Annotated in this window: 27 protein-coding genes; 18 read left to right on the top strand and 9 right to left on the bottom strand. The window is 67.9% G+C overall.

Features of this window, described 5'->3' with window-relative positions; genetic code table 11:
* The first annotated feature begins 48 nt into the window (after nt 1-48).
* The 4 genes from ACEWX3_RS03305 to ACEWX3_RS03290 all read left to right on the top strand — a co-directional run bounded on the left by ACEWX3_RS03305 (nt 49) and on the right by ACEWX3_RS03290 (nt 2,860).
* A complete protein-coding gene (locus ACEWX3_RS03305; RefSeq protein ID WP_374158688.1) occupies nt 49-1,212 on the top strand; it encodes a steroid 3-ketoacyl-CoA thiolase in 1,164 nt (387 codons plus the stop codon).
* 8 nt (nt 1,213-1,220) lie between these two features.
* Nucleotides 1,221-1,604, top strand: a complete 384-nt coding sequence (locus ACEWX3_RS03300; protein ID WP_374159771.1) for a hypothetical protein — start codon at nt 1,221-1,223, stop codon at nt 1,602-1,604.
* Nucleotides 1,605-1,671: 67 nt separating this feature from the next.
* Nucleotides 1,672-2,091, top strand: a complete 420-nt coding sequence (locus tag ACEWX3_RS03295; RefSeq protein WP_207065235.1) for a nitroreductase family deazaflavin-dependent oxidoreductase — start codon at nt 1,672-1,674, stop codon at nt 2,089-2,091.
* Between the two features lie 25 nt (nt 2,092-2,116).
* Entirely contained in the window at nt 2,117-2,860 is a 744-nt protein-coding gene (locus tag ACEWX3_RS03290) for a hypothetical protein (RefSeq protein ID WP_374158687.1), read from the top strand.
* 6 nt (nt 2,861-2,866) lie between these two features.
* Here the strand turns inward: ACEWX3_RS03290 and ACEWX3_RS03285 are convergent, their stop codons facing one another.
* Together ACEWX3_RS03285 and ACEWX3_RS03280 are read right to left on the bottom strand one after the other, a co-directional pair.
* Nucleotides 2,867-3,772, bottom strand: coding sequence for an SDR family oxidoreductase (locus ACEWX3_RS03285; RefSeq protein WP_374158686.1), 906 nt, complete (start codon nt 3,770-3,772; stop codon nt 2,867-2,869).
* A gap of 15 nt (nt 3,773-3,787) precedes the next feature.
* On the bottom strand, nt 3,788-4,570 hold the full coding sequence (locus ACEWX3_RS03280; protein ID WP_207065179.1) for an SDR family oxidoreductase: 783 nt from the start codon (nt 4,568-4,570) through the stop codon (nt 3,788-3,790).
* A gap of 64 nt (nt 4,571-4,634) precedes the next feature.
* Between ACEWX3_RS03280 and echA20 the strand changes: the two genes are divergently transcribed.
* From echA20 to ACEWX3_RS03255, 5 genes are all read left to right on the top strand, one after another.
* Entirely contained in the window at nt 4,635-5,393 is a 759-nt protein-coding gene (gene echA20, locus ACEWX3_RS03275; protein ID WP_221354233.1) for a (7aS)-7a-methyl-1,5-dioxo-2,3,5,6,7,7a-hexahydro-1H-indene-carboxyl-CoA hydrolase, read from the top strand.
* On the top strand, nt 5,390-6,280 hold the full coding sequence (ipdA, locus tag ACEWX3_RS03270) for a cholesterol ring-cleaving hydrolase subunit IpdA (RefSeq protein ID WP_374158685.1): 891 nt from the start codon (nt 5,390-5,392) through the stop codon (nt 6,278-6,280). Before echA20 ends, ipdA begins: the two co-directional genes overlap by 4 nt.
* Nucleotides 6,280-7,026 carry a cholesterol ring-cleaving hydrolase subunit IpdB gene (gene ipdB, locus ACEWX3_RS03265; RefSeq protein ID WP_173012116.1) on the top strand — a complete coding sequence of 249 codons (747 nt, stop codon included), beginning with the start codon at nt 6,280-6,282 and terminating at the stop codon, nt 7,024-7,026. The genes ipdA and ipdB overlap by 1 nt, the downstream gene beginning before the upstream one ends.
* A 28-nt stretch (nt 7,027-7,054) precedes the next feature.
* The gene (gene ipdC / locus ACEWX3_RS03260) at nt 7,055-8,128 is read left to right on the top strand and encodes a (3aS,4S,5R,7aS)-5-hydroxy-7a-methyl-1-oxo-octahydro-1H-indene-4-carboxyl-CoA dehydrogenase (RefSeq protein ID WP_207065176.1); all 1,074 of its coding nucleotides are present in this window, start codon (nt 7,055-7,057) and stop codon (nt 8,126-8,128) included.
* A gap of 72 nt (nt 8,129-8,200) precedes the next feature.
* Entirely contained in the window at nt 8,201-9,313 is a 1,113-nt protein-coding gene (locus ACEWX3_RS03255) for an NDMA-dependent alcohol dehydrogenase (RefSeq protein WP_374158684.1), read from the top strand.
* A gap of 9 nt (nt 9,314-9,322) precedes the next feature.
* Here the strand turns inward: ACEWX3_RS03255 and fadA6 are convergent, their stop codons facing one another.
* The 4 genes from fadA6 to ipdE1 are packed head-to-tail and all read right to left on the bottom strand — an operon-like array spanning nt 9,323 to nt 13,028.
* Nucleotides 9,323-10,480 (bottom strand): steroid 3-ketoacyl-CoA thiolase FadA6, encoded by a 1,158-nt coding sequence (gene fadA6 / locus ACEWX3_RS03250; protein WP_207065174.1) that lies wholly within the window; start codon nt 10,478-10,480, stop codon nt 9,323-9,325.
* Between the two features lie 3 nt (nt 10,481-10,483).
* Entirely contained in the window at nt 10,484-11,095 is a 612-nt protein-coding gene (gene kstR2 / locus ACEWX3_RS03245) for a TetR family transcriptional regulator KstR2 (protein ID WP_152518870.1), read from the bottom strand.
* The gene (ipdF, locus tag ACEWX3_RS03240) at nt 11,092-11,883 is read right to left on the bottom strand and encodes a (5R,7aS)-5-hydroxy-7a-methyl-1-oxo-2,3,5,6,7,7a-hexahydro-1H-indene-carboxyl-CoA reductase (protein WP_374158683.1); all 792 of its coding nucleotides are present in this window, start codon (nt 11,881-11,883) and stop codon (nt 11,092-11,094) included. Before ipdF ends, kstR2 begins: the two co-directional genes overlap by 4 nt.
* Nucleotides 11,880-13,028 carry an acyl-CoA dehydrogenase IpdE1 gene (gene ipdE1 / locus ACEWX3_RS03235; protein WP_207065172.1) on the bottom strand — a complete coding sequence of 383 codons (1,149 nt, stop codon included), beginning with the start codon at nt 13,026-13,028 and terminating at the stop codon, nt 11,880-11,882. The genes ipdF and ipdE1 overlap by 4 nt, the downstream gene beginning before the upstream one ends.
* 58 nt (nt 13,029-13,086) lie before the next feature.
* On the opposite strand from ipdE1, the gene fadD3 reads away from it, so the two are divergent.
* The 5 genes from fadD3 to ACEWX3_RS03210 all read left to right on the top strand — a co-directional run bounded on the left by fadD3 (nt 13,087) and on the right by ACEWX3_RS03210 (nt 18,875).
* A complete protein-coding gene (gene fadD3 / locus ACEWX3_RS03230) occupies nt 13,087-14,622 on the top strand; it encodes a 3-((3aS,4S,7aS)-7a-methyl-1,5-dioxo-octahydro-1H-inden-4-yl)propanoate--CoA ligase FadD3 (protein WP_374158682.1) in 1,536 nt (511 codons plus the stop codon).
* 1 nt (nt 14,623) lies between these two features.
* The gene (locus ACEWX3_RS03225; protein ID WP_374158681.1) at nt 14,624-15,748 is read left to right on the top strand and encodes an acyl-CoA dehydrogenase family protein; all 1,125 of its coding nucleotides are present in this window, start codon (nt 14,624-14,626) and stop codon (nt 15,746-15,748) included.
* 6 nt (nt 15,749-15,754) lie between these two features.
* Entirely contained in the window at nt 15,755-16,708 is a 954-nt protein-coding gene (locus ACEWX3_RS03220; protein ID WP_207065169.1) for an acyl-CoA dehydrogenase family protein, read from the top strand.
* Nucleotides 16,709-17,683 (top strand): acyl-CoA dehydrogenase family protein, encoded by a 975-nt coding sequence (locus tag ACEWX3_RS03215; RefSeq protein WP_374158680.1) that lies wholly within the window; start codon nt 16,709-16,711, stop codon nt 17,681-17,683. It begins immediately after the preceding gene.
* A 79-nt stretch (nt 17,684-17,762) separates the two neighbouring features.
* Entirely contained in the window at nt 17,763-18,875 is a 1,113-nt protein-coding gene (locus ACEWX3_RS03210; RefSeq protein WP_207065234.1) for a pyridoxal phosphate-dependent aminotransferase, read from the top strand.
* A gap of 46 nt (nt 18,876-18,921) precedes the next feature.
* Here ACEWX3_RS03210 and ACEWX3_RS03205 read toward each other — a convergent pair whose 3' ends face one another.
* Nucleotides 18,922-19,215, bottom strand: coding sequence for a winged helix-turn-helix domain-containing protein (locus ACEWX3_RS03205; RefSeq protein ID WP_152519908.1), 294 nt, complete (start codon nt 19,213-19,215; stop codon nt 18,922-18,924).
* 140 nt (nt 19,216-19,355) lie between these two features.
* Nucleotides 19,356-20,324: a TerC family protein gene (locus ACEWX3_RS03200; RefSeq protein WP_207065167.1), complete on the bottom strand. Its 969-nt coding sequence runs from the start codon at nt 20,322-20,324 to the stop codon at nt 19,356-19,358.
* A 104-nt stretch (nt 20,325-20,428) separates the two neighbouring features.
* Here ACEWX3_RS03200 and ACEWX3_RS03195 point away from each other — a divergent pair, with 104 nt between their 5' ends.
* The 4 genes from ACEWX3_RS03195 to ACEWX3_RS03180 are packed head-to-tail and all read left to right on the top strand — an operon-like array spanning nt 20,429 to nt 25,397.
* Nucleotides 20,429-21,913 carry a proton-conducting transporter membrane subunit gene (locus ACEWX3_RS03195; protein WP_374158679.1) on the top strand — a complete coding sequence of 495 codons (1,485 nt, stop codon included), beginning with the start codon at nt 20,429-20,431 and terminating at the stop codon, nt 21,911-21,913.
* Nucleotides 21,910-24,465 carry a DUF2309 domain-containing protein gene (locus ACEWX3_RS03190; protein WP_374158678.1) on the top strand — a complete coding sequence of 852 codons (2,556 nt, stop codon included), beginning with the start codon at nt 21,910-21,912 and terminating at the stop codon, nt 24,463-24,465. Before ACEWX3_RS03195 ends, ACEWX3_RS03190 begins: the two co-directional genes overlap by 4 nt.
* Nucleotides 24,462-24,782: a P-II family nitrogen regulator gene (locus ACEWX3_RS03185; RefSeq protein ID WP_374158677.1), complete on the top strand. Its 321-nt coding sequence runs from the start codon at nt 24,462-24,464 to the stop codon at nt 24,780-24,782. The genes ACEWX3_RS03190 and ACEWX3_RS03185 overlap by 4 nt, the downstream gene beginning before the upstream one ends.
* A 24-nt stretch (nt 24,783-24,806) precedes the next feature.
* On the top strand, nt 24,807-25,397 hold the full coding sequence (locus ACEWX3_RS03180) for a carbonic anhydrase (protein ID WP_374158676.1): 591 nt from the start codon (nt 24,807-24,809) through the stop codon (nt 25,395-25,397).
* A gap of 22 nt (nt 25,398-25,419) precedes the next feature.
* Here ACEWX3_RS03180 and ACEWX3_RS03175 read toward each other — a convergent pair whose 3' ends face one another.
* Nucleotides 25,420-26,697 carry a sugar ABC transporter permease gene (locus tag ACEWX3_RS03175; RefSeq protein WP_207065162.1) on the bottom strand — a complete coding sequence of 426 codons (1,278 nt, stop codon included), beginning with the start codon at nt 26,695-26,697 and terminating at the stop codon, nt 25,420-25,422.
* Between the last annotated feature and the right edge of the window lie 15 nt (nt 26,698-26,712).

The following is a 26,712-nucleotide window of genomic DNA, read 5'->3' as shown; positions in this document are numbered from 1 at the left end:
GTGCATCGTCGCTTGTCAGAGTAATGAAACGTGTTCTAGCCTGGCGGAATGGGTAACCCTGTCATCGTCGAAGCCACCCGCAGCCCCATCGGCAAGCGCAACGGTTGGTTGTCAGGCCTGCATGCGACCGAATTGCTGGGCGCCGTGCAGAAAGCACTGGTCGAGAAGGCCGGCATCGACCCCGGCGCCGTCGAGCAGGTCATCGGCGGATGCGTCACGCAGTTCGGCGAACAGTCCAACAACATCACCCGGGTGGGATGGCTGGTGGCCGGGCTGCCCGACCACGTCGGCGCGGCCACCGTCGACTGCCAGTGCGGCAGCGGTCAACAGGCCAACGGCTTGATCGCCGGCTTGATCGCCACCGGCGCCATCGACGTCGGCATCGCCTGCGGCATCGAGGCGATGAGCCGGGTCGGTCTCGGCGCCAACGCCGGACCCGACCGCAGCATCATCCGGCCCTCGTCGTGGGACATCGACCTGCCCGACCAGTTCACCGCCGCCGAGCGGATCGCCAAGCGGCGCGGCATCACCCGCGAGGACATCGACCGCTTCGGCCTGGACTCGCAGCGCAAGGCCCAGCAGGCCTGGGCCGAGGGTCGATTCGACCGCGAGATCAGCCCCATCGAGGCCCCGGTGCTCGACGAGAACAAGCAGCCCACCGCCGAGCGGGCGCCGGTCACCCGCGATCAGGGTCTGCGCGACACCACGCTGGAGGGCCTGGCATCGCTGAAGCCGGTCATGGAGGGCGGAATCCACACTGCCGGAACGTCGTCGCAGATCTCCGACGGTGCCGCGGCGGTCCTGTGGATGGACGAGGACAAAGCCAAAGCGCTCGGTCTCAAGCCCCGCGCCCGCATCGTCAGCCAGGCGCTGGTCGGGGCCGAGCCCTACTACCACCTCGACGGCCCCGTGCAGTCGACGACGAAGGTGCTCGAGAAGGCCGGCATGAAGATCGGCGACATCGACATCACCGAGATCAACGAAGCGTTCGCGTCGGTGGTGCTGTCCTGGGCCCGGGTGCACGAGCCCGACATGGACACCGTCAACGTCAACGGTGGCGCCATCGCGCTCGGACATCCGGTGGGCAGCACCGGCAGCCGGCTGATCACCACCGCGCTGCACGAACTCGAGCGCACCGACAAGACCACCGCGCTGATCACGATGTGCGCCGGCGGGGCGCTGTCGACCGGGACGATCATCGAGCGGATCTGAGCGTGCCTGTGATCGCCGACACCGACCGCATCGCGGCGGCACAGGCCTACATCAGCGCCCTGGCCAGCCACGACGCCGACGCCGTACCGTTCGCACCAGGCTGCACCAGGGTGGAGATGGGCCTCAAGACCGGATTCTCCGGAAACCATCTGCGCCGCAGCCTGAATCGAGGACTGCAGTTTCGCGTGATCGAGTCGGTCAGCACTCCCGAGTTCAGCGTCGACGGGGACACGGTGCGGGCTCGATTCGACCTGTCGACCAAACCGTCGCTCGCGGGCCGCAAGGTCGGCGCGCACGTCGACGAGACGTTCCTCATTCCCGCCGACGATCCGTCGGGGCGCGCGCAGATCCATCACATCAACGCCTCCATCCGACCGTTTCTGACCAGATAAGGTCTCTGCCGTGGCCACTGCACCCAAGGGCTTGAACTCCAAGCAGACCGGAACCGCCATCAAGTGGATGTCGCGTTTCAACACGTGGATCTACAAGGCGACCGGCGGCCGGCTGGGCTACAGCTGGCGCGGCGGGTCCAACCGGTTCTCCGCTCCGCCGCCGGTGGGCATCCTGACCACGACCGGACGCAAGTCGGGACAGCCCCGGGACAGTCCGCTGCTGTTCCTGCGGGAGGGCAACCGCATCGTTCTCGTCGCCTCGCAGGGCGGTCGGGCGACCAATCCGATGTGGTACCTGAACATCCAGGCCGATCCGCGGGTGAAGTTCCAGATCAAGAACGAGGTGCTCGAGTTGACGGCCCGCGACGCGACCGACTCTGAGCGGGACGAGTACTGGCCCAAGCTGGACGCGATCTACCCCGACTTCGCCAACTACCGTTCCTGGACCGACCGGAAGATCCCGATCATCCTCTGCGATCCGGTCTGAGAACGCGCGCACCTAGACTGGCGTCATGGCGACGCCCACGGAGCAGCGTGAGTTCGATCTGCACTTCTACTTCGACCCGGTGTGCCCGTTCGCATGGATGACCAGCAAGTGGGTGCGGATGGTGGCCGCGCAGCGGGACTATCGGGTCGATTGGCGATTCGTCTCGTTGCGAATCCTCAACGCGCACATTGATTACGCGAGTCATTTCCCGCCGGAGTACGAGGCCGGACACACTGCGGGGTTGCGGTTGCTGCGGATGATGACGCGGGTGCGTTCCGAGCATGGACGGGCCGCGGTGGGCAGCCTCTACGAAGCGATCGGCGCGCACATCTTCGACACCCGCCATGACGCCGACCCGCTCACGGCGGCTGCGCAGGGGGCCGAGCGGCTCGTTGCCCCGCTACTGGCCGAGGCCGGGCTTCCCGCTGACCTGGTCCGCGCGCTCGACGATGCCACCCTCGACGAGCAGGTGCGCGCCGAGACCGACGAAGCTCTTTCTCTCACCGGACGCGACGTGGGCACCCCGATCCTGCATTTCCAGCCGCCGGAGGGCACGGCGTTCTTCGGGCCGGTGATCAGCCGCCTCCCCGATCCGGACGACGCGATCACGCTGTGGGACCACGTGATCGGGCTCGCCTCGTTCGCGGGATTCGCCGAACTGAAACGCTCGCTGCGCGAGTTGCCGCAGCTGGCGGGTCTCGGCGTCGACGTCGGCGAGGTCGGCAAGCAGGAGGACTGGCACGCCGGAAGCCGCCGGCTGAAGAGGTGACGCCGCTCAGGCGCCGTAGACCGGCACCGGGGGGCGCGCCTTGGCCAGCAGGTCGCTGACCACCGGACCGAGTTCGGCCGGATCCCAGCGGGCGCCCTTGTCGATCTCGGGACCGTGTGCCCATCCCTCAGCGACGCGGATCTTGCCGCCCTCGACCTCGAACACCTTGCCGGTGACCTCGCGAGCCTCGGCGCTGCCCAGCCACACCACCAGCGGGGAGACGTTCTCCGGCGCCATCGCATCGAACTCGGCGTCCTGGGTGGACATCATCTCGGCGAACACCGTCTCGGTCATGCGGGTACGCGCCGACGGGGCGATCGCATTGACCGTCACTCCGTAGCGGCCCATCTCGGCCGCGGCCACCAAGGTCAACGCGGCGATGCCTGCCTTGGACGCGCTGTAGTTGGCCTGCCCGACGCTGCCCTGCAGCCCGGCGCCGGAGCTGGTGTTGATGATGCGCGCGTCGACGGTGTCCCCGGCCTTGGACTTCGCCCGCCAGTAGGCACCGGCGTGTTTCATCGTGGCGAAGTGTCCCTTGAGGTGCACCGCGGTGACCGCGTCGAACTCCTCTTCACTGGTGTTGGCGAACATGCGATCCCGCACGATCCCCGCGTTGTTCACCAGGATGTCCAGCCCACCGAAGTTCTCGACGGCGGTCTGGATCAGCCCCTCGGCCTGCGCCCAGTCAGCGACGTTGGCACCGCTGGTGACCGCTTCTCCTCCGGCGGCGACGATTTCATCCACGACGCCCTGCGCGGCGCTGCCGCCCCCGGCGGGTGATCCGTCGAGGCCCACCCCGATGTCGTTGACCACCACGCGGGCGCCTTCGGCGGCGAAGGCCAGCGCGTGCGCCCGGCCGATCCCGCCACCTGCACCCGTCACGATGACCACGCGGCCGTCAAGCAGTCCCATTGCCAGAGTCTCCTTCTACTTTTTGATGTCGGCGGTGGTGGTCGACAGATAGTGCGGCGGCTCGCCCCCGCCGTGCACCTCGAGCGACGCACCACTGATGTACGACGCCGCGTCGGACGCCAAAAACGCTGTGGCCCAGCCGATGTCGGCCGGTTTGGCGAGCCTGCCCAACGGAACGTTCTGCGAGATCGCCGCGATGGAGTCGGCGTCACCGTAGAACAGGTCGGCCTGTTCGGTCTCGACCATGCCGACGACGACACTGTTGACGCGGACCTTGGGCGCCCACTCGACGGCCAGCGTTGCGGTGATGTTCTCCATGCCGGCCTTGGCCGCACCGTAGGCCACCGTGCCCGGGGTGGGACGCCGGCCGCTGACGCTGCCGATGTTGACGATCGCGCCGCCCGACTCCTGGCCCTGCATGACCTCGTTGGCGTGGGTCGACACCGACAGGGCACCAAGCAGGTTCAGCTCGAGGATCTTGCGGCTGAACTTGGCCGATGCCTCGGCAGCGGGTACGTGCGGTGAGCCGCCGGCGTTGTTGACCACGACGTCGAGACGGCCGTGATCGGCGACGATCGTGTCGATGAGCGTCTTGACGGCGTCGTCGTCGCGGATGTCGCATGAATGGAAGTCCCACGGCGACCCCTCGACGGGGCGCCGTGCGCAGGTCACGACCGTCGCGCCCTGGCCGGCGAAGACCGCGCTGATGCCGGCACCGACGCCGCGCACACCCCCCGTCACCAGCACGACGCGGCCTTCCAGGCCCAGCTTGACAGCACTGTCGACGGCGTCAGTCACTGTGCTAGCGTACCAAGCAAGTGCTTGCTTAGGTAGCCACCCCAGCAGACCCAGGAGTTCAGCGATGAGCATCGCCACGAAAACCGTGGAGCCGGGCATCGTCTCGGTGACCGTCGACTACCCGCCCGTGAACGCCATCCCGTCACGCGGCTGGTTCGAACTCGCCGACACGATCACTGCGGCCGGACGAGACCTCAGCACCCATGTCGTCGTGCTGCGCGCCGAGGGGCGCGGTTTCAACGCCGGCGTCGACATCAAGGAGATGCAGAACACCGAGGGTTTCACCGCGCTGATCGACGCCAACCGCGGCTGCTACGAGGCGTTCCGGGCGGTGTACGAATGTGCGGTGCCGGTCGTCGCGGCCGTCAACGGCTTCTGCGTCGGCGGCGGCATCGGCCTGGTCGGCAACGCCGACGTGATCGTCGCCTCGGACGACGCGAAGTTCGGGTTGCCCGAGGTCGAGCGCGGTGCGCTCGGCGCGGCCACCCATCTGTCCCGCCTGGTTCCCCAGCACATGATGCGCCGGCTGTTCTTCACCGCCGCGACCGTGGACGCGGAAACGCTGCGGCATCACGGTTCGGTGCACGAGGTCGTGCCACGTGCCGATCTCGACGAGGCGGCGCTGCGCGTCGCGCGGGACATCGCCGCCAAGGACACCCGGGTGATCCGGGCCGCCAAGGAGGCGCTGAACTTCATCGACGTGCAGCGGGTCAACTCGAGCTACCGGATGGAGCAGGGCTTCACGTTCGAGCTGAACCTCGCCGGCGTCGCAGACGAGCACCGCGACGCGTTCGCGGGGACGTCGAAGGGGGAAAAGGCGTGAGCGACAAGAGAACCACGATCGACGAGGCCGTCGCCTCCATCGAGAGCGGCATGACCATCGGCATCGGCGGATGGGGTTCACGGCGCAAGCCGATGGCATTCGTGCGGGCACTGCTGCGCACCGACGTGACCGACCTGACCGTGGTCACCTACGGCGGCCCCGACCTCGGCCTGCTGTGCTCGGCAGGCAAGGTCAAACGCGCGTACTACGGCTTCGTGTCGCTGGATTCGCCGCCGTTCTACGATCCGTGGTTCGCCAAGGCGCGCACGTCCGGCACGATCGAAGCCCGCGAGATGGACGAGGGCATGCTGCGCTGCGGGCTGCAGGCCGCCGCCCAACGACTCCCGTTCCTGCCGATCCGGGCCGGTCTCGGCAGCGACGTGCGGACCTTCTGGGGAGATGAACTCAAGACGGTCCGCTCGCCTTACCAGACCGGTTCCGGCTACGAGGAACTCATCGCGATGCCGGCGCTGAACCTCGATGCCGCTTTCGTGCACATGAACCTCGGCGATTCGGCCGGCAACGCGGCCTACACCGGCATCGATCCGTACTTCGACGATCTGTTCTTGATGTCGGCGCAGCGTCGCCTGCTGTCGGTGGAGAACGTGGTCAGCACCGAGGAACTGGTCAAATCGGTTCCGCCGCAGGCGCTGCTGATCAACCGGATGATGGTCGATACGGTCGTCGAGGCGCCGGGCGGCGCCCACTTCACCACCACCGAACCCGACTACCGCCGTGACGAGAAGTTCCAGCGCCACTACGCCGAAGCCGCCGGCAGCGACGAGAGTTGGTCGGCGTTCGTGCAGAGGTTCCTGTCGGGCAGCGAGGCCGACTACCAGGCGGCTGTTCGCGCTTTCGCCGAGGAGCAGAAGGAGGCACAGAAGTGATGTCCGCAACCCGCGCCGAGGTGTGCGCTGTCGCCTGTGCCGAATTGTTCCGTGACGCCGGCGAGATCATGGTCAGCCCGATGACCACCATCGTGTCGGTCGGCGCGCGGCTGGCCCGGCTGACCTTCTCCCCCGACATCCTGCTGACCGACGGCGAGGCGCGGCTCATCGCGGACACCCCCGCCATCGGAGCGTCCGCGGCGATCGAGGGCTGGATGCCCTTCGGGCGGGTGTTCGAGACACTGGCCTGGGGCCGCCGCCATGTGGTGATGGGCGCCAACCAGATCGACCGTTACGGCAACCAGAACCTGTCGGCCTTCGGACCGCTGCAACATCCGACCCGCCAGATGTTCGGGGTCCGGGGCGCACCCGGCAACTCGATCAACCACGCCACCAGCTACTGGGTGGGCAATCACTCCAAGCGCGTTTTCGGTGACTCCGTCGATATCGTGTCCGGAATAGGCTGGGACAAGGTCGATCCCGACAACCCGGCCTACCGCTTCGTCAACGTCTACCGGGTGGTGACCAACCTGGGCGTGTTCGACTTCAACGGCCCGGACCACCAGATGCGTGCGGTGTCGCTGCATCCCGGGGTGACGGCCGAACAGGTCGCCGAGAACACCTCCTTCGACGTGCACGGGCTCGACACCGCCGACACCACCCGGCTTCCCACGGGTGACGAGCAGAAACTGCTGCGCGAGGTCATCGACCCCAAGTCGCTGCGCGACAAAGAGGTTCGGTCATGAGGGCTTGCGCGAGAAACGGAGATCCAGCGTGACGTCGCGGCTGAAGACCCCGCTGACCGAACTGGTCGGCATCGAACATCCGGTCGTGCAGACCGGCATGGGATGGGTGGCCGGTGCTCGGCTGGTGTCAGCGACGTCCAACGCCGGCGGCCTGGGGATCTTGGCGTCGGCGACCATGACCCTCGACGAACTGAAAACCGCTGTCGGCAAGGTCAAGGCCGCGACCGACAAACCGTTCGGCATCAACATCCGCGCCGACGCCGGCGACGCGAACGACCGCGTCGACCTCCTGATCAGCGAAGGAGTCAAAGTCGCCTCCTTCGCCCTGGCTCCCAAGCCGGACCTCATCGCCAAGCTCAAAGATGCCGGCGTCGTCGTCATCCCGTCGGTCGGGCTGGCCAAGCACGCCAAGAAGGTCGCCGGCTGGGGCGCAGACGCCGTCATCGTGCAGGGCGGCGAAGGCGGCGGCCACACCGGACCGATCGCCACGACGTTGCTGCTGCCGTCGGTCCTCGACGCGGTGGCCGACACCGGTATGCCGGTGGTCGCTGCGGGCGGCTTCTTCGACGGCCGGGGACTCGCCGCCGCGTTGTCCTACGGGGCCGCGGGCGTCGCCATGGGCACCCGCTTCCTGTTGACGTCGGACTCGACCGTCCCCGACTCGGTCAAGCAGCGGTATCTCGCGTCCGCACTCGACGGGACAGTGGTCTCGACCAAGGTCGACGGCATGCCCCACCGGGTGTTGCGTACCGGGTTGGTCGAGAAGCTCGAGAGCGGCTCGCCGCTGCGAGGCCTGTCGGCGGCGGTGCTCAATGCCCAGAAGTTCAAGAAGATGTCGAAGATGTCGTGGCGTTCGATGATCAGTGACGGCATGGAGATGCGTCACGGAAAAGACCTGAGCTGGTCGCAAGTGATCATGGCGGCGAACACGCCGATGCTGCTCAAGGCCGGCCTGGTCGAGGGCAACACCGATGCCGGGGTGCTGGCGTCCGGGCAGGTGGCGGGCATGCTCGACGACCTGCCCTCGTGCGCCGAGTTGGTCCCCGCGATCGTGGCCGAGGCTGTCGAGCATCTCCAGAAGGCGTCCGGCTTCATCGCTTGATCCGCGCTGCGGCGAGTCCAGTCGGGGTAAACCCGCCCGCAGCGGACCCGCGTCTTCTTAGACTGCCGAACCATGAAGACCAACGCCGCCATCCTGTGGGAGTACGGGTCCGAGTGGACCGTCGAAGAAATCGACCTCGATCCGCCCGGTGACGGCGAGGTCCTGGTGTCCTGGGAGGCCACCGGCCTGTGCCACTCCGACGAACACATCCGCACCGGTGATCTGCCTGCCCCGCTGCCCCTGATCGGTGGACACGAAGGGGCCGGGATCGTGCGCGAGGTCGGCGCCGGTGTCGTCGGCCTGGCACCCGGCGATCACGTCGTCGCATCCTTCCTGCCGGCCTGCGGCCGCTGCCGGTTCTGCTCCACCGGTCACCAGAACCTGTGCGATCTGGGCGCCCTGATCATGGCGGGCACCCAGGTCGACGGTACCTACCGGCGCCGGGCACGCGGCCAGAACGTGGGAGCGATGGCGTTCGTGGGGACGTTCTCGCAGATGGGCTCCGTCCCCGAAGCGTCGATCGTCAAGATCGACGACGACATCCCGCTGTCACGCGCCTGCCTGCTGGGCTGCGGAGTCACCACAGGGTGGGGTTCGGCGGTCAACACCGCCGACGTGTCCCCCGGCGACACCGTGGTGATCATCGGGTTGGGCGGCATCGGCAGCGGCGCGATCCAGGGTGCCCGGCTGGCCGGCGCCGAGAAGATCGTCGTCGTCGAACCGGTGGAGGCCAAGCGGGAGTTGGCGTTCCGATTCGGCGCCACCCACTTCGTCACGTCGATGGAGGGGGCCACCGCCCTGGTCGCCGACCTGACCCACGGGGTCATGGCCGACTCTGCCATCCTGACCGTCGGCCTGCTGGAAGGCTCGATGCTCGAGGAGGCCGCGAACATCATCCGCAAGGGCGGCGCGGTGGTGATGACAGCGCTGTCCACCATGGCGGACAATCAGCCGACACTGGGCATGATGATGTTCACGCTGTTCCAGAAGCGGCTGCTGGGCAGCCTCTACGGGGAGGCCAACCCCCGCGCCGACATCCCGCGGTTGCTGTCGCTCTACCGCGAGGGCAAGCTGCTACTCGACGAAACCGTCACCCACGAGTACAAGCTGGCCGAGGTCAACGAGGGATATCAGGACATGCGGGACGGACGCAACATCCGCGGCGTCATCCTGCACGACCACTGAGGTTCGGGCTCAGAGCCTTTCGATGATCGTGACGTTGGCGGTGCCGCCGCCCTCGCACATCGTCTGCAGGCCGTAGCGGCCACCGATGCGCTCCAGGTTGTTCAGCATCGTCGCGAACAGCTTCGCGCCGGTGGCACCCAAGGGGTGTCCGAGCGCGATCGCCCCGCCGCTGGGGTTCACCTTCTCCGGGTCGGCCTTGGTCTCCTTGATCCAGGCCTGCACGACGGGAGCGAACGCCTCGTTGATCTCGACGGTGTCGATGTCGTCGATGGTCAGGCCGGCCTTGTCCAGCGCATAGCGGGTGGCCGGGATCGGGCCGGTGAGCATGAAAACCGGGTCGGCGCCGCGCGCACTGATGTGGTGGATGCGGGCACGGGGCGTCAGGCCGTGGTCCTTGACGGCCTGTTCGGACGCCAACAACACGGCGCTGGCGCCGTCGGAGATCTGGCTGGCCATCGCGGCGGTGAGCCGGCCGCCGTCGACCAGCGTCTTCAGGCCGGCCATCTTCTCCAGCGACGTCTCCCGCGGGCCTTCGTCGGTGACGAAGCCGTCGACCGGGATGATCTCGTTCTCGAAGTACCCGGCCCGGATGGCGGCCTGGGCGCGCTGGTGGCTGGTCAGCGCGAACTGCTCCATCTCCTCGCGGGAGATGTCCCACTTCTCGGCGATCATCTCCGCGCCGCGGAACTGGGAGATCTCCTGGTCGCCGTAGCGGTGCAGCCAACTCTTGGATTCGTTTGTCGGGGAGGTGAAACCGAACTGCTCGGCAACGGTCATGGCCGAGCTGATCGGGATCTGGCTCATGTTCTGCATGCCGCCGGCGACGATGAGGTCCGCGGTGCCCGACATGATCGCCTGCGCGCCGAACGAGATGGCCTGCTGGCTGGATCCGCACTGCCGGTCGACGGTCACCCCGGGCACCTCCTCCGGGTACCCGGCCGCGAGCCAGGACAGCCGCGCGATGTTGCCGGCCTGCGGGCCGATGGCGTCGACACAGCCCGCGATGACGTCGTCGACGGCGGCCGGATCGACGTCGACGCGGTCGAACAGTCCCCGCCAGCCGGCGGCTCCGAGGTCGACGGGGTGCACCCCGGCCAGGGATCCGTTGCGCTTGCCGATCGCCGTGCGCGCGGCATCGATGACGTACGCCTGAGATGTGACAGCCATTGTTCAGTCTCCTTGTGTCGTGGTGATACCACCGAGAACGATCGAAAGATATTGCTGACCAACCTGTTCGGCGGTCAACGGGCCCCCGGGCTGATACCAGCGGACCGAAACCCAGGTGGTGTCCCGGATGAACCGGTACACCAGGTCGACGTCGACGTCGGGACGGAACAACCCCTGTTCGATGCCCTCGGTCAGCACGTCGACCCACATCTTGCGTTGTTGCCTGTTGCGTTCCTCCACATAGGCGAACCGCGGTTGTGACGACAGCCGTTTGGCCTCGTCCTGGTAGATCACCACCTCGGCATGACGGGTGGCGATCGCCTCGAACGACGCCATGAACAGTCCCTTGAGCCGCTCCAGCGGGTTCGGTTCGGTAGCCACGATCTGCTGGTATCGGTCGAACAGCCAGTCCAGGAAGCCGCGCAGCACCTCGTCGACCATCTCCTCCTTCGAGGAGAAGTGGTGATACAGACTGCCGGACAGAATGCCGGCCGAGTCGGCGATGTCACGCACCGTCGTCGCCCGCAGGCCCCGTTCGGCGAACATCGCCGCGGCGAGACGCAGGAGCTCGTCACGTCGGGTGTTCGCCGGAGCCGCGGGGCGCTGCGCGGTCATGGGTGCTGGCTCGAGACCGAGATCACCTCGCCGGTCAGGTAACTGGAGTAGTCGCTGGCCAAGAACGCGATGGTGGCCGCCACCTCCCACGGCTCGGCGGCCCGGCCGAACGCCTCACCCTGGGCGAGCTGGTCCAGCAGCTCGGAGCTGCTGGTCTTCTCCAGGAACTTGTGCCGGGCGATGCTGGGCGACACCGCGTTGATCCGCACCCCGAACTCGACCGCCTCGACAGCCGCACAGCGGGTCAGCGCCATGACCCCCGCCTTGGCCGCCGCATAGTGGGATTGCGAATGCTGTGCCCGCCAACCCAGCACGCTGGCGTTGTTGACGATCACGCCGCCGTGGGGTGCGTCGCGGAAATAGCGCAGCGCAGCGCGGGTGGCCCGCATGACCGAGGTGAGCGTGACGTTGAGAACCCGGTCCCACTCGTCGTCGCTCATGTCGACCACCGGGGTCTGGCCGCCCAGACCGGCATTGTTCACCAGCACGTCCAACCGGCCGGCCTTCTCGACCGTCTTGTTGATCAGCGCGTCGACGGCCTCGGTGGAGGTGACGTCGCAGACGACGGCGTCGACCTTGCCCAGCCCCAGCGCGGCGAGCTCGTCGCGGGTCTCGCCGAGCCGGCGCTCGTGGTAGTCGGAGACCACGACGTCGGCCCCCTCGGCCAGTGCGCGACGGGCCGTCGTCGACCCGATGCCGGTGCCTGCCGCCGCGGTCACCAGCACGACCTTGCCGGTGAGCAGACCGTGGCCGGGGATCTCCTCGGGCGCGATGGACAGGTCGGTCACGGTCGAGCCTCCCGGGGCAGGCCGAGCACGCGCTCGGCGATGATGTTGCGTTGGATTTCGTTGGATCCGCCGTAGATGGTGTCCGATCGCGAGAACAGGTACAGCCGCTGCCATTCGTCGAACTCGCCGTCCGGCAGGGTCAGGCCGGCCATGCCCTGGACGTCCATCGCGATCTCGCCGAGCTCGCGGTGCCAGTTGGCCCACAACAATTTCGACACCGAATCTTGGCCCGGCTGTTCCTCGTCCATCGTCGCCAGCGCATACGAGCGCATCGCACGCAACCCGGCCCACGACCGGGTCAGCCGTTCCCGGATCAGCGGGTCGTCGGCCGCGCCCGTCTTCCTGGCCACCTCGACGAGGTTGGAATGTTCACGGGCGTAACGGATCTGCTGCCCCAGCGTGGAGACACCGCGTTCGAAGGTGAGCGTGCCCATCGCCACCCGCCATCCGTCACCGGGCTCACCGACGACGAGGTCGGCGTCGGTGCGGGCGTCGGTGAAGAAGACTTCGTTGAACTCCGAGTCTCCGGTCAGCTGGATGATCGGGCGGATCTCCACGCCCGGTTGATCCAGCGGGACCAGCAGATACGACAGACCGGCGTGCCGCTTGGAGCCCTTCTCGCTGCGCGCCACCACGAAACACCATTGCGCCCAGTGCGCCAACGAGGTCCAGACCTTCTGGCCGTTGATGCGCCACTGGTCGCCGTCGAGTACGGCGGTGGTTGCGACGTTGGCGAGGTCACTGCCCGCGCCGGGCTCGGAATAGCCCTGTGACCAGAGCTCGGTGACGTCGAGGATCTTCGGCAGGAACCGCTGCTGCTGCTCGGGGGTGCCGTAGGCGATGAGCGTGGGACCCACGAGCTCCTCGCCGAGGTGGTTGACCTTGTCGGGGGCGTTGGCCTTGGCGTATTCCTCGTAGAACGCCACGCGGTGGGCGACCGACAGTCCGCGGCCGCCGTGCTCGGTCGGCCAGCCGAGACAGGTCAACCCCGCAGCGGCCAGATGCCGGTTCCACGCCAGCCGTTCCTCGAATGCCTCGTGCTCGCGACCCGGCCCGCCCAGCCCCTTGAGCGCGGCGTAGTCACCCACCAGATTCTCGGCGAGCCAGTCGCGGACCTCCGACCGGAACTCCTGGACCTCTATCACCCTTGTAGGCTAACCTACCAAGCACTTGCTCGGGTACCCGATCCCCAGAGGAGTATCGATGACGACCTCTCCGAGAACCACTCCCGCGGTTCTCGACCGGATCGCCCGCGAGCTGCCCGACCACGACGCAGTGGTGACACCGGCGCAGACGCTGACGTTCGCCGTGCTGCGCAGCCACGTCCGGCAGGCCGCCGCGGCGATGATCGACCTGGGTGTCCAGCCCGGCGACCGCGTGGCGGTCTGGTCGCCGAACACCTGGCACTGGGTGGTGGCATGCCTGGCCACCCATTGCGCCGGTGCGGTGCTGGTCCCGTTGAACACCCGCTACACCGCCAGCGAAGCCACCGACATCCTGGCGCGAACCGGCGCTCCGCTGCTCTTCGCCTCCGGCGAGTTCCTGGGCACCGACAAGGCCGCCAGCGTGGACCGCGCGCAACTGCCGGCGCTGCGGCACATCGTGCGAATCCCGGTGGACTCCGACGACGGGACATGGGACGAGTTCGTGGCCCGGGCCGCCAACGTCGAGCTGACCGAGGTCGACGCCCGTTCCGCGGCAGTAGGCCCCGACGATGTGTCCGACATCCTGTTCACCTCCGGTACCACCGGGCGCAGTAAGGGCGTGCTCTGTGCGCACCGCCAGTCGCTCGACGCATCGGCGGCCTGGGCGGCCTGCGGTCAGCTGTCAGAGGCCGACCGATACCTGTGCATCAACCCGTTCTTCCACAACTTCGGCTACAAGGCCGGAATCCTGGCCTGCCTGCAGACCGGCGCCACGCTGTTCCCGGAGTTGACGTTCGACCCCCAGGCCGCCATGCAGGCGGTGCAGCAGCACCGGATCACCGTCCTGCCCGGGCCTCCGACGATATATCAGACGCTGCTCGACCACCCCAAACGCGGGGATTACGACCTGTCCTCGCTGCGGTTCGCCGTCACGGGTGCCGCCACCATCCCGGTCGTACTGATCGAGCGGATGCAGAACGAGCTCGACATCGACATCGTGCTCACCGCATACGGACTGACCGAGGCCAGCGGGTTCGGCACGATGTGCCGCGCGGACGACGACGCCGTGACCGTCGCGACCACCTCGGGTCGCCCGATCGCCGACTTCGAGCTGCGCATCGGCGACCAGGGGGAAGTGCTGCTCCGCGGGCCCAACGTGATGCTGGGCTATCTCGACGATCCCGATGCCACCGCCGCGGCGATCGATTCGCACGGTTGGTTGCACACCGGCGATGTCGGTGAACTCGACGACGCGGGCAACCTGAGGATCACCGACCGGCTGAAGGACATGTACATCTGCGGCGGGTTCAACGTCTATCCCGCCGAGGTCGAACAGGTGCTGGCCCGGCTCGACGGTGTCGCCGAGGCCGCGGTGATCGGCGCGCCCGACGACCGGCTCGGCGAGGTCGGCAAGGCCTTCGTCGTCGTGCTGCCCGGAGCCGACCTGACCGAGCAGTCGGTGATCGACCACACCCGCGAACACCTCGCCAATTTCAAAACCCCCCGCTCGGTGGAGTTCATCGACGCGTTGCCCCGCAACCCCGGCGGCAAGGTCGTCAAACCCCTTCTCCGACAGCGAAGCGAAAGGGCCTGACGTGGATCTCACGTTCGACGACGCCACCGACGAGTTCCGCGCCGAGGTGCGACAGTTCCTCACCGCGAACACCGACGCGTTCCCGACGAAGTCCTACGACACCGCCGAAGGTTTCGAACAGCATCGGCGTTGGGACAAGGTGCTCTTCGATGCGGGACTGTCGGTCATCACCTGGCCGGAACGCTACGGCGGCCGAGACGCGACGCTGCTGCAATGGGTGGTCTTCGAAGAGGAGTACTTCCGGGCCGGCGCACCGGGTCGCGCCAGCGCCAACGGCACCTCGATGCTGGCGCCGACGCTGTTCGCGCACGGCACCGAAGAACAGCGCGACCGAATACTGCCGAAAATGGCCAGCGGTCAAGAGATCTGGGCTCAGGCCTGGTCCGAACCCGAATCCGGCAGCGACCTGGCGTCGCTGCGCTCGACGGCCACCAGGACCGACGGCGGGTGGCTGCTCAACGGCCAGAAGATCTGGAGCTCCCGCGCGGTGTTCGGCGAGCGGGCGTTCGGCCTGTTCCGCTCCGACCCCGAAGCGCAGCGCCACAAGGGCCTCACCTACGTGATGTTCGACCTGAAGGCCGACGGTGTCACGGTCCGGCCGATCGCCCAGCTCGGCGGCGACACCGGGTTCGGTGAGATCTTCCTCGACGACGTCTTCGTCCCCGACGAAGACGTGATCGGCGAGGCCAACGACGGCTGGCGCGCGGCCATGAGCACGTCCAGCAACGAGCGCGGAATGTCGTTGCGCAGCCCGGCCCGCTTCCTGGCACCGGCCGAGCGCCTGGTGGCCCAGTGGAAGCAGAACCCGGACCCGGCATTCACCGATCGGGTGGCGGATGCGTGGATCAAAGCGCAGGCCTACCGGCTGCACACCTTCGGCACTGTCACCCGCGTCAGCAACGGTGGAGAACTGGGGGCGGAGTCCTCGGTCACCAAGGTGTTCTGGTCCGATCTCGACGTCGCGCTGCATCAGACCGCGCTCGACCTTCGCGGAGCTGACGGCGAGATCGCCGATTCCGTCTCTGACGGCCTGCTGTTCGCCCTCGGCGGCCCGATCTATGCCGGTACCAACGAAATTCAGCGCAATATCATCGCCGAGCGGCTGCTGGGCCTGCCCCGAAAGTAGATCGACGTGAACTTTGAGATCGACGAACAGCAGCGCGACTTCGCGGCCAGCATCGATGCGGCCCTCGGCGCCGCCGACCTGCCGACCGCAGTGCGGTCGTGGGCCGACGGCGACACCGCACCCGCCCGCAAGGTGTGGGCCCAGCTGACCGACCTGGGTGTGACCGCACTGATGGTCCCGGAGCGGTTCGACGGCATCGACGCCCATCCGGTCGACCTGGTGGTGGCCATGGAGCGGCTGGGCCGCTGGTGTGTGCCCGGCCCGGTCGTCGAATCCGTTGCGGTGGCACCGATTCTGCTGGGCGACGACGAGCGTCTCGGCGCCCTGGCGTCCGGTGAGCTCATCGCCACCGTCGCGCAGCCGCCATGGGTGCCGCGCGCCGTGGACGCCGCCACCGCCGGCCTGGTGCTGCTGGCTGGTGACGGACAGGTCCACGAGGCGAGTCCCGGCGCCGAACACGAGTCGGTGGATCCGAGTCGAAAGATCTTCGCGGTCGAGGCAACCGGCGACGGTTGGTCGGCCGACACGGCGTTGGCCTTCGAGTTCGGGGCGCTGGCCACCGCCGCGCAGTTGGTGGGCGCCGCGCAGGGAATGCTCGACGCCGCGGTCGCCTACGCCAAGCAGCGCAGCCAGTTCGGCACTGTGATCGGCACCTACCAGGCCATCAAGCACAAGCTGGCCGACGTGCTCATCGCCGTCGAACTGGCCCGCCCGCTGGTTTACGGTGCAGCGCTGTCCCTGGCCGACCGCTCCCCCGACACCGCCCGCGACGTGAGCGCCGCCAAGGTGGCCGCAGCCGACGCCGCCCTGCTGTCCGCCAGGTCCGCCCTGCAGACCCACGGGGCGATCGGTTTCACCGCCGAACACGATCTGTCGCTGCAGTTGCTGCGGGTACAGGCGTTGCGACCCGCATGGGGTGATCCGACCTGGCATCGACGGCGAGTACTGGAGGCCCTGTAGATGAGCGAAGAACGCGAACTGCTGCGCGACACCGTCGCTGCGCTCGTGGACAAGCACGCCACACCCGAGGCCGTTCGCGAGGCGATGGCCTCCGAGCGCGGTTACGACGAGGCGCTGTGGACGATGCTGTGCGAGCAGGTCGGCGCCGCGGCACTGATGGTTCCCGAAGAGCTGGGTGGCGCCGGGGGCGAACTGGCGGATGCCGCCGTGGTTTTCGAGGAGCTGGGTAAGGCGCTGGTGCCGACCCCGCTGTGGGGCACCACCCTGGCCGAGCTCGCGCTGCTGTCGGTCGACGATCCCGATGGCGAGACCCTGGGGGCTCTCGCCGAGGGGACCGCGATCGGAGCGGTGGTGTTTGACACCGACGAGCGCTTGCGCGAGGAGCAGACCGGCCGCCGCTACGTGGTCCACGGCGACGTCGCCGACGTCGTCATCGCGACCGACGGTGAGACGCTGACCCGGTGGACAGAGTTCACCGCGGCCCCATCGGTTTCCATGGACCCGACGCGGCGGCTGGCTGTGGTGGAAGCCAAGGCCACCGCGACGGTGGGTACCGACCCCGGCCTGGCCGACACTGCTGCGATCCTGCTGGCCGTCGAGCAGATCGGCGCCGCGACGCGATGCCTGGACCTCACCGTCGCCTACACCAAGGACCGGGTGCAGTTCGGTCGCCCGATCGGGAGCTTCCAGGCCCTCAAGCACCGGATGGCCGACCTCCACGTCGCGGTGCAGTCGGCGCGGGCTGTGGTCGCCGAGGCGGTCGCCGACCCGTCACCGACGTCGGCCGCACTGGCCAGGCTGGCGGCCAGCGAGGCCTTCTCCGCGGTGGCCGCCGAAGCGGTGCAGATGCACGGCGGCATCGCGATCACCTGGGAAAGCGACATCCAGCTCTATTTCAAGCGCGCGCACGGCAGCGCTCAGCTGCTCGGGCCCCCGAGACAGCAGCTGCGCCGTCTCGAATCCGAGGTGTTCTAGCCTGGACACCGTGACTTCTGCGGACGCGAGGAGCAACAGGGGCCCAGCTCTGCGCTCCGGTATCCCGCCGTTCTACGTCATGGACGTGTGGTTGGCTGCTGCCGAGCGTCAGCGCACCCACGGTGATCTGGTCAACCTTTCGGCCGGCCAGCCCAGCGCAGGCGCGCCGTCGGCGGTGCGCGAGGCCGCCGTCGCGGCGTTGACCCGCAACCAGCTCGGCTATTCGGTGGCGCTGGGCATCCCCGAACTGCGCGCAGCGATCGCCGAGTCCTATCGCGCTCGGCACGGGCTTGCCGTCGACGCCGACGATGTCGTCGTCACCACCGGTTCTTCGGGTGGCTTCCTATTGGCGTTCCTGGCTTGCTTCGACGTCGGTGACCGGGTGGCCATCGCCAGCCCCGGATACCCCTGTTACCGCAACATCCTCTCCGCCCTGGGATGTGACGTCGTCGAGTTGCCCTGTGGTCCCGAGACCCGGTTCCAGCCGACGGTCGAGATGTTGGCTGCCGTCGATCCGCCGGTCTCGGGTGTCATCGTGGCCAGTCCCGCCAATCCGACCGGCACGGTCATTCCCCCGCAGGAGCTCGCCGCGATCGCAACGTGGTGTGACTCGAACGGGGTGCGCCTGATCAGCGACGAGGTCTACCACGGCCTGGTGTACGACGGCGCACCGGCGACGAGTTGCGCGTGGCAGACATCACGGGAATCTGTTGTGGTCAACAGTTTTTCGAAATATTTCGCGATGACGGGCTGGCGTCTGGGCTGGCTGCTGGTACCGCAGGAACTGCGCCGCGCGGTCGACTGTCTGACCGGCAACTTCACCATCTGCCCACCGGTGCTCCCCCAGTTGGCTGCCGTCTCGGCGTTCACACCGGAGTCGGTGGCCGAGGCCGAGGCGCTGCTCGACGGTTACGGCGCCAACCGCAGACTGCTCCTCGACGGCCTGCGCGCCCTCGGCCTGGACAAACTCGCCCCCACCGACGGTGCGTTCTACGTGTATGCCGACGTCTCCCACCTGACCACCGACTCGCTGACCTTCTGCGAGAAGCTGCTGGCCGACACCGGCGTCGCGATCGCGCCGGGGGTGGATTTCGACACCGTGCGGGGCGGGGCGTTCGTGCGGTTGTCGTTCGCCGGACCGACCTCTGACATCGAGGAGGCGCTGCGCCGACTCGGCGCCTGGCTCACCTGAGCCGGTCGGCTTCCGGTTGGGATGAGCCGCCCGCCCGAAATCGGGGTCAGGTCAGTGCTTCGATCAGTTCTCCGACGGTGTGCGCCGACTCCAGTGGGTGCCGCAGCCGGCCCGAAGGGTTGACGGTGTAGCGGTTGCGCCGGCCTTCTTTCGACTTGTCCAGGTAACCGTCGGCGATGAGGTCCGCCACAATCGCCTGCACGGCGCGCTCGGTGATGCCGATCAGCTGACTGAGTTCCCGGGCGGTCAGGGATTCCCCCTGGGCCAGACACAGCAGCACATGGGCGTGGTTGGTCAGAAACGTCCAGGTGCGCGGCCGCTCGGCACCGGCCTCCGGCAGACGCCCGCCCGACCCGGCGCCCGCAGCGCGTCGGGCCGGCCGGTCCGTGCTCGGCGCGCGCCGCCGCGTCGTCGTCGTTCGCGTTCGCTTCGTCGCAGCCACCGCGCCATGATACTGCCCTGTTCACGAAAGACGTTTCATCAATCGCGGGACGCAACTCCTTTCTCATCGTCGACGGCGTCTCGGTTTCGGGTCGCCACCAGGCTCCAGCCGATCGACACCGCCAGCGTCACCACGATGACCGACAGCGTCAGCGGTATGGGTAGCTTGCCCACCGGCGTCTCCGACAGGATCAGCTTCACCCCGGCGAAGGCGAGTAGGAACGCCAGGCCGTAGTGCAGATGGATGAACCGGCGCATCAACCCGGACAGGCAGAAGTACAGACTGCGCAGTCCCAGCACGGCGAACGCGTTCGCCGTCCACACCAGGAAGGTGCTGGTGGTGATCGCCAGCACCGCGGCGACGGAGTCGATCGCGAAGATCAGGTCGGTGGCTTCCACGGCGACGAGCACCACCAACAGCAGCGTCGCAACCCGCTTCCCGTCGATCCGCGTGATCAGCCGGTCACCGTGGTAGTTCGGGTCGACCGGAATCACCCGACGAACCAGGCGCACGAGGAGGTTCTTCTCGGGCTGAAGATCCTCGTCGTGCTTGAAGGCCATCTTGTACGCGGTGTAGATCAGGAATCCACCGAACAGGTAGGCGGTCCAGAAGAACGCAGTGAGCAGTTCGGCGCCGACGAAGATGAACACCAACCGGAACAGCAGCGCACCGATGACGCCCCAGAACAGCACCTTGTGCTGATAACGGTCGGGAACGGCGAAATAGGTGAAGATCAGAGCGAAGACGAACACATTGTCGACCGACAGCGCCTTCTCGATGAGATATCCGGCGTAGTAGGTGCCTGCGACCTCGCCCCCGTAGGTCCACCACAGCACAGCTCCGAAACCGAGTCCTGCGCCGATCCACAGGATCGACCACACCGCCGCCTCGCGGAATTCGATGACGTGGTTGTCGCGATGCATGAACAGGTCGATGGCCAGCATCACGACGATGGCCGACATGACCGCGACCCACGCCCATACCGGCACCGCCAAAGGTTCGGTCATCACTTCTCCTGAACTGCGGTTGCGCTCCGGAGAGCAGAGAGCTCATCCGTTGTTATTTTCGCGAAGATTGACACACGAGACACAATACACGTACTGTGCTTCGTATGTTAAGCGGAATCGCGCAGGCGGCCCTGGCCACCACGGTATCGGCGCCACTGATGTCGGCACTGCTCGCAGCGCTGCTCGGCGCGCGGTGGCCCGAGCAGTTGGTGCGAGTTGACGCAGCTGTTGCCTGCATCGGCTTCCTCGTCAGTGTGGGTCTGGCGGCAGCCCTGTTGAGCGGGACCGAAACTGTCATCGGGACGGGCGTTTTCAGCCTGCAGGTCGATCCGGTCGCCGCGATCATGCTGCTGCTGATCTTCGGGGTCAGCGCGGTCGCCCAGACGTACGCGGTGCGCTACCTGGCCGGCGACCGCCGCGGCGGCTGGTTCGCCGCGGGAGCATCGCTGTTGACGGCGAGCTCGGCGGTGATGGTGACGGCCACCGCACCCGTGGGGATCGGGGTCGGCTGGACCGGGGCCGGGATCGCGCTCTGCGTACTACTGGCCACCTACTGGCAGCTGCCCGCCGCGCGCGACGGGGTCCGCCGAACGGCCATCGCCTTCGTCATCGGTGACGTCGCGCTGTGGTCGGCCATCGGCCTGGTCACATTCGACGCGTCCGCCGGCGGGACCCTCCCCGCGGTGGCGGCTGTTCTCATCGTCACCGCCGCGCTCTCCCGGTCCGCTCAGATACCCTTCCATCGCTGGCTGCCCGCCACACTGGCCGCACCCACGCCGGTGTCGGCACTGCTCCACGCAGGCGCCGTCAACGCCGGAGCGCTACTGCTGCTGAGGCTGCACCCGGTCTACGACACCGCTGTGGCCGGCACTCTCGCGATCGTGGCGGGCACCGCAACGTTGCTCTACGGCGCCGCCGTGATGCTGGTCAAGCCCGACGTCAAAGGCGCACTGGCACATTCGACGATGGCGCAGATGGGATTCATGATCCTCACCTGCGGACTGGGCCTCTGGGCAGCAGCGGTCATCCATCTTGTCGCACACGGCTTCTACAAGGCCACGCTGTTCCTGTCGTCCGGTTCGGCGATCGCGGGACTGCGCCGTAACTCCGCAGTTCCCCACGACATCGCGGCAAGCGGCCGACAACGAACATTCGCCGCGACCCTCTCGGTAGCACTGCCCACCGCCGCCCTTCTGGCCGCGCTCGCGGCGATTCCGGCTGCACCCGCCGACCACGGCGCCGAGTACGCCCTGCTGATCTTCGCCTGGGTCACCGGCGTGGCCGCCACCTGGGGCTGGCTGCACCGACGCCCCGGCCTCGGTGGTGCCGCCGTCGCCGCGTCGTTCCTGGTGCCCGCCGCGGTGGCCTACCTCGGCCTGATCCGGGCGGTGGGGCACTTCCTCGAACCCGCGCTGCCCGCTCCATCGGGGACGAGCACCACCGCCTGGGTCGTCGTCGCAGCCGCGGTCACGCTGCTGGCTGGGGTTGCGACGCTCCGCTACCGACCTGGCGGCCTGCACGGCGCCATCTACACCCGAGTCCTCGCCGCCGGACATGTGCCGACCCCCACGACAGGAGCTCATCGATGACCACAGTCACAGCAGCACCGCCCGCGGCGACCCGCCGCGCACAGCTACGCAGCGACGTCCGCCTGGCTGCCCGGGTGCTTCCCACCCACTACCCGCTGGAGACTTTCATCGCGGTCAACCCGCTCAGCGGCATGCTCGGTATGCCGTTCGAACAGGCCATTCGCCGTGCCGGCGACCTGTACGGAGCACGAGGGACGCTGCCCGAGAGCACTTTCCGCACACTGCACCGCCAGGGCCGGATCACCGACGCCGACCTGGATCACGCGCTTGTGCGCCGCCACCCCAACCTCGTCGACGAACCGCCGGTGCTGCTGGGCGGCCGCCGCGTCGATGCCACCGAGCTGTTACGCGCGGACCTTCTCAACGGTGCCGAGTACCCGAACCCGCTACGCCGGTACCGCACCCGCGCCGAGCAGAGCGCTCCTCGCGTCGCAGAGCAGGTCGACACGCAGGTCGCGAAATGGTGTTCGGCCTTCTTCGGCGCGGCCGCCTGGCCGATGCCGGGCCGTGACAACGGCTTCTACCGCGCATGGCGCACGCTGGCACCGAAGGACCGCACGCTGCCCCGCGCGGCGCGGATCGCCCTGACCTCAACCGCCGAGCGCGCCGACGACGCTGTGCTCTCCGCGCTCGACGCGCTCGGTGTCGACGACGACCACCGCATCACCTACCTGCAGGCACACCTGACCAAGTTGCCGGGATGGGCCGCGCACGTGCAGTGGTGCGGGGACCGGGCAGCGGGAATCGACCTGGTGGACTACCTGGCCATGCGCCTGCTGTACGAGGCCGCGCTGCTGTCCGGGGAGTACCCCGGACCGGTTGCCCCCGCAGAGCGGCCCACTCCCCCGACCGCGCGAGACCGGCTGACGCACCTGCTGGATCTGTGGAACATCACCCCGGGCGACGAGAGCGAACTGATCGCCGCGGCCCGCATCCTGGCACTGTTGCCGGTCACCACACGGGAGATGATCTGGCAGAACGCTTTCGAGGGCGCCTACCGGGACCGCCTCCTGGCAGACCTGGCGGCCGACCCACCAGCCGAGACCGGGCCGGCGCACACCCACCTGGTCACCTGCATCGACACCCGGTCGGAAGGATTGCGTAGGCACCTGGAGACATCGCAGGGTTACGACACCTACGGCTTCGCCGGCTTCTTCGCGGTCGCCATCAGGTACACCGGCCTGCTCGGCGGTGCCTCTGCCGATCTCTGCCCGGTGTTGATCTCACCGGCCCACGAGATCAGCGAGCACGCCGAGGAACCCGAGTCGGCTGCGGTGTGCCGCCACATCCGCGGCAACCAGCAACTGGCGGGCGCGGAGTCGGCGTTCCACGCCGCCAAAGATGCGATGGTCGCGCCCTACGCGCTGGCCGAGGCCGCCGGCTGGATCGCCGGGCCGCTGGCCGCCGCGAAGACCTTCATGCCCGCCGCAGCAGGCCGGGTACGCCGCCGTCTGCACGGTTTGGTCACGCCCCCGGCTCCGACACACGTCGACGTCAGCGCCATGCCGGTACACGAACAGATCCTGTTCGCCGAGGTGATGCTCACCGCAATCGGACTGACCCGCGGGTTCGGGCGACTCATCGTGCTGTGTGGCCACGGCAGCACCACGGAGAACAACCCCTACCAGGCCTCTCTGGACTGCGGCGCCTGCGGCGGCCAGGCAGGCGGACCCAACGCCCGAACCGCCGCTCGGGTCCTCAACCGAGCTGAGGTCCGAGAAGGGTTGCGGGAACGCGGGATCGACATTCCGGAGCACACCGTCGCCGTGGCCGCACTGCACGACACCACGACCGACGTGGTCACGATCCTGGACACCCACCTGGTTCCCGCCGGTCATCGTCCCGACATCGCCCGCCTGACCGCCGACCTCCGCCGCGCCGGTGCCGCGCTCGCCACCGAGCGGGCCGTGGCACTTCCCGGCACGACAGCGCGCCGGGGCACGGCCCGCGGTGTCGCACGACGTTCGGTGGACTGGGCGCAGGTGTATCCCGAATGGGGCCTGGCCGGCAACGCCGCCATGGTCATCGCTCCGCGCACGGTCACCCGCGGGATCGATCTGCAGCGACGGGCATTCCTGCACTCCTACGACGCGGCGGTGGATCCGGACGGTGCGGCACTGGAGACGATCCTCACCGCACCGCTGGTCGTCGCTCACTGGATCAACTCGCAGTACTACTTCTCCACCGTCGCGCCTGACATCTTCGGCGCGGGTTCGAAGACCATCCACAACGTCGTCGGCGGCTCCGGCGTCATCGCCGGTCACACCGGTGACCTGAAGCTCGGACTGCCTGCGCAATCGGTCGCCGTCGGAGATCGGCTGGTGCACGAACCGCAACGGCTCCTGGCCGTCATCCAAGCCCCGCTGGACCTGATCGACACCGTGATCGCCCGCAACCCGATCCTGCAGCAACTCTTCGGAAACGGGTGGGTGAGCGTGGCCGCCCGCGCCCATCCGAGCGAGACATGGCAGCGCTGGACTCGGTCCAGTTGGCGACCGTGGTTCGACAACAACTGTCCTGCAAACGATCTGACGGAGGTAACACTGAGATGACAACCGCTCTGACGAAGATGACGAAAGTCGAGGTCGTGGTGGCCGGCAAAGATGCCCCGGCGGTGCGCGACCTCATCGGCTCCGTCGACGCCACCGGCTTCACCAGCCTCTCGGGTGTGTCGGGCCTCGGCCACCACGGCTATCACCAGGGCCGGCTGCTGTTCAACCAGCAGGCCACCCTCGAACTCATCATCACCGTCGTTCCCCAGGAGAGGGCCGACGCGCTCCTGGCCGGGCTCCGGCCGCTGCTCGACGCGTCATCCGGGGTGATGTTCGTGACCGAGACCTATGTCAGTCGCCCCGAATACTTCAGCTGACCCACCACGAAAGGAACACCGCACATGTCCAATCCGCAAGAAATCTGGAACCGCCTCCGCGCCGGAGCCGACGGACTGCACGCCCCGAACGACACCGACATGGATCGACCCGTCGCCGCGGTGCTGCGCTGCGCGGACGCCACGATGAACGGTCCCGGCATCTTCGGCCGGCCTGCAGGGTCATTCGTCGACCTGAGTTCGTGGGGCCTGGCCGTCGACACCAGCGTGCTGGCCGGGGTCGACTTCGCCGTCGAAACCGCGGAGGTGCCGCTGATCGTGGTGCTCGGACACGATGATTGCGCCGCGATTCGCGCTGCGGTCAAGGCCTGGAATCACGCGGAGCTGCCCGACGGTGCGATGCGCGCCGCGGTCGAGGGAGTGCTCATGTCGCTGGTGGGTCGCGGCGCATCCGTGGAATCCCATGCGCATGTCGCGGCCGCGCACGCGGTCGAAACCGGTCTGTCACTGCTCAAGCGCTCTCCCGCGCTGACGCATCGGGTAGACGATGGCACGTGCGGAATCGTCTGCGCCACCTACGATGGGGCGGTTCTCCGGGTCCACGCGACCATGGGGGACGTCAGGGACGCCAGTGCTGCGCTCGTGGAATGCGTGTGAGCAGGCCGGCATCCGGGACCTGTCAGCCCACACCGGTCGACGAGCGCCGACGACGGGAGATCGCGTCCACGCTGGCGGCCAGCAGCAGCACACCGCCGGTGACCAGGAAGTTGATGTAGGACGACTGGTTGAGCAGGCCAAGGCCGTTGGCGATGGTGGCCACCACCACGCCGCCGATCACGGCGTCGATGGCCCTGCCCCTGCCGCCGAACAGGCTGGTGCCGCCGATGACCGCGGCGCCGACGGCATAGAGCAGCGTGTTTCCCGCCCCTGAGGACGCCGACACCTTGCCCGCATAGGACGCGGCGATGATCCCGCTCAGCGCCGCCAGCGACGAACAGACGACGAACACCGACACCCGTATCCGGTCAACCGAGATTCCCGCCCGGCGCGCCGCCTCGGCATTGCCGCCGACGGCGTAGATATGCCGTCCGTAGGACGTCCGGGTGAGCACGACGGTGGCGACCACGAGCAGGACCAGAACGAGCGGCAGCACGTAGGGAATGCCGCGGATCTCCACGCTCGGGTTGACGCTGCGGTTGACATTGAGCACGACCGTCACACCGAAAACGACTGCGGCTATCGCCGATATGCGCGCCAGGACCACCCCACCCGGGGGGTGCGACAGTCGTAGCGCCTTCTTGCGCCGAAGCTGCAGGGCCTCCACACCCGCGTATCCCAGCACCACTGCCAGCGCGAGCGCCCAGCCGACAGGGACGGACAGGTTCTCGATGGTCAGACCTCGGATCACCGGATCGTCCACTCGGACCGAGCCGCCCTCGCCGATCAGCTTGAGCGTCACGCCCTGCAGCCCGAGGAAGAACGCCAATGTCACGACGAACGAGGGAATTCCGAGGCTGGCCCGCAGGACGCCGATGGCCAGCCCGATCAATGCGCCGCACGCCGTGCCGACGAGGATGGCGGCCCACCACGGCCAGCTCATGTTCACCACGGTCAGCGCCATGGCACAGGCCGAGACTCCGCCGGCCACCCCGGCCGACAGGTCGATGTCGCCGAGCAGCAGCACGAACACCAGACCCATGGCCAGCACGCAGATGGCTCCGGCCTGGGTGATCAGGTTGGCCAGGTTCAACGCGGACAGGAAGCGGTCGTTGGCGAGTCCGAAGACGACGAAGAGCACGACGAGACCGAGAACCGCAGGCAGCGAACCCATGTCACCGCCACGCACGCGCCGCCAGTACCCGACCATCGCGCTACGGAGTGTCTGTTGTTCGCCGACGTCGCCGGCGAAATCCGCGTCGGCGAGGCTGACAGCAGGTCGAGAGCGGAAAGTTGTCATCACGGGTTCCTCATG

It is taken from the genome of Mycobacterium sp. G7A2, from assembly GCF_041902445.1.
Lineage (GTDB): Bacteria > Actinomycetota > Actinomycetes > Mycobacteriales > Mycobacteriaceae > Mycobacterium.
The sequence above is the reverse complement of the archived record's forward strand: the minus strand, read 5'-3'. Positions and strand labels throughout refer to the sequence as shown.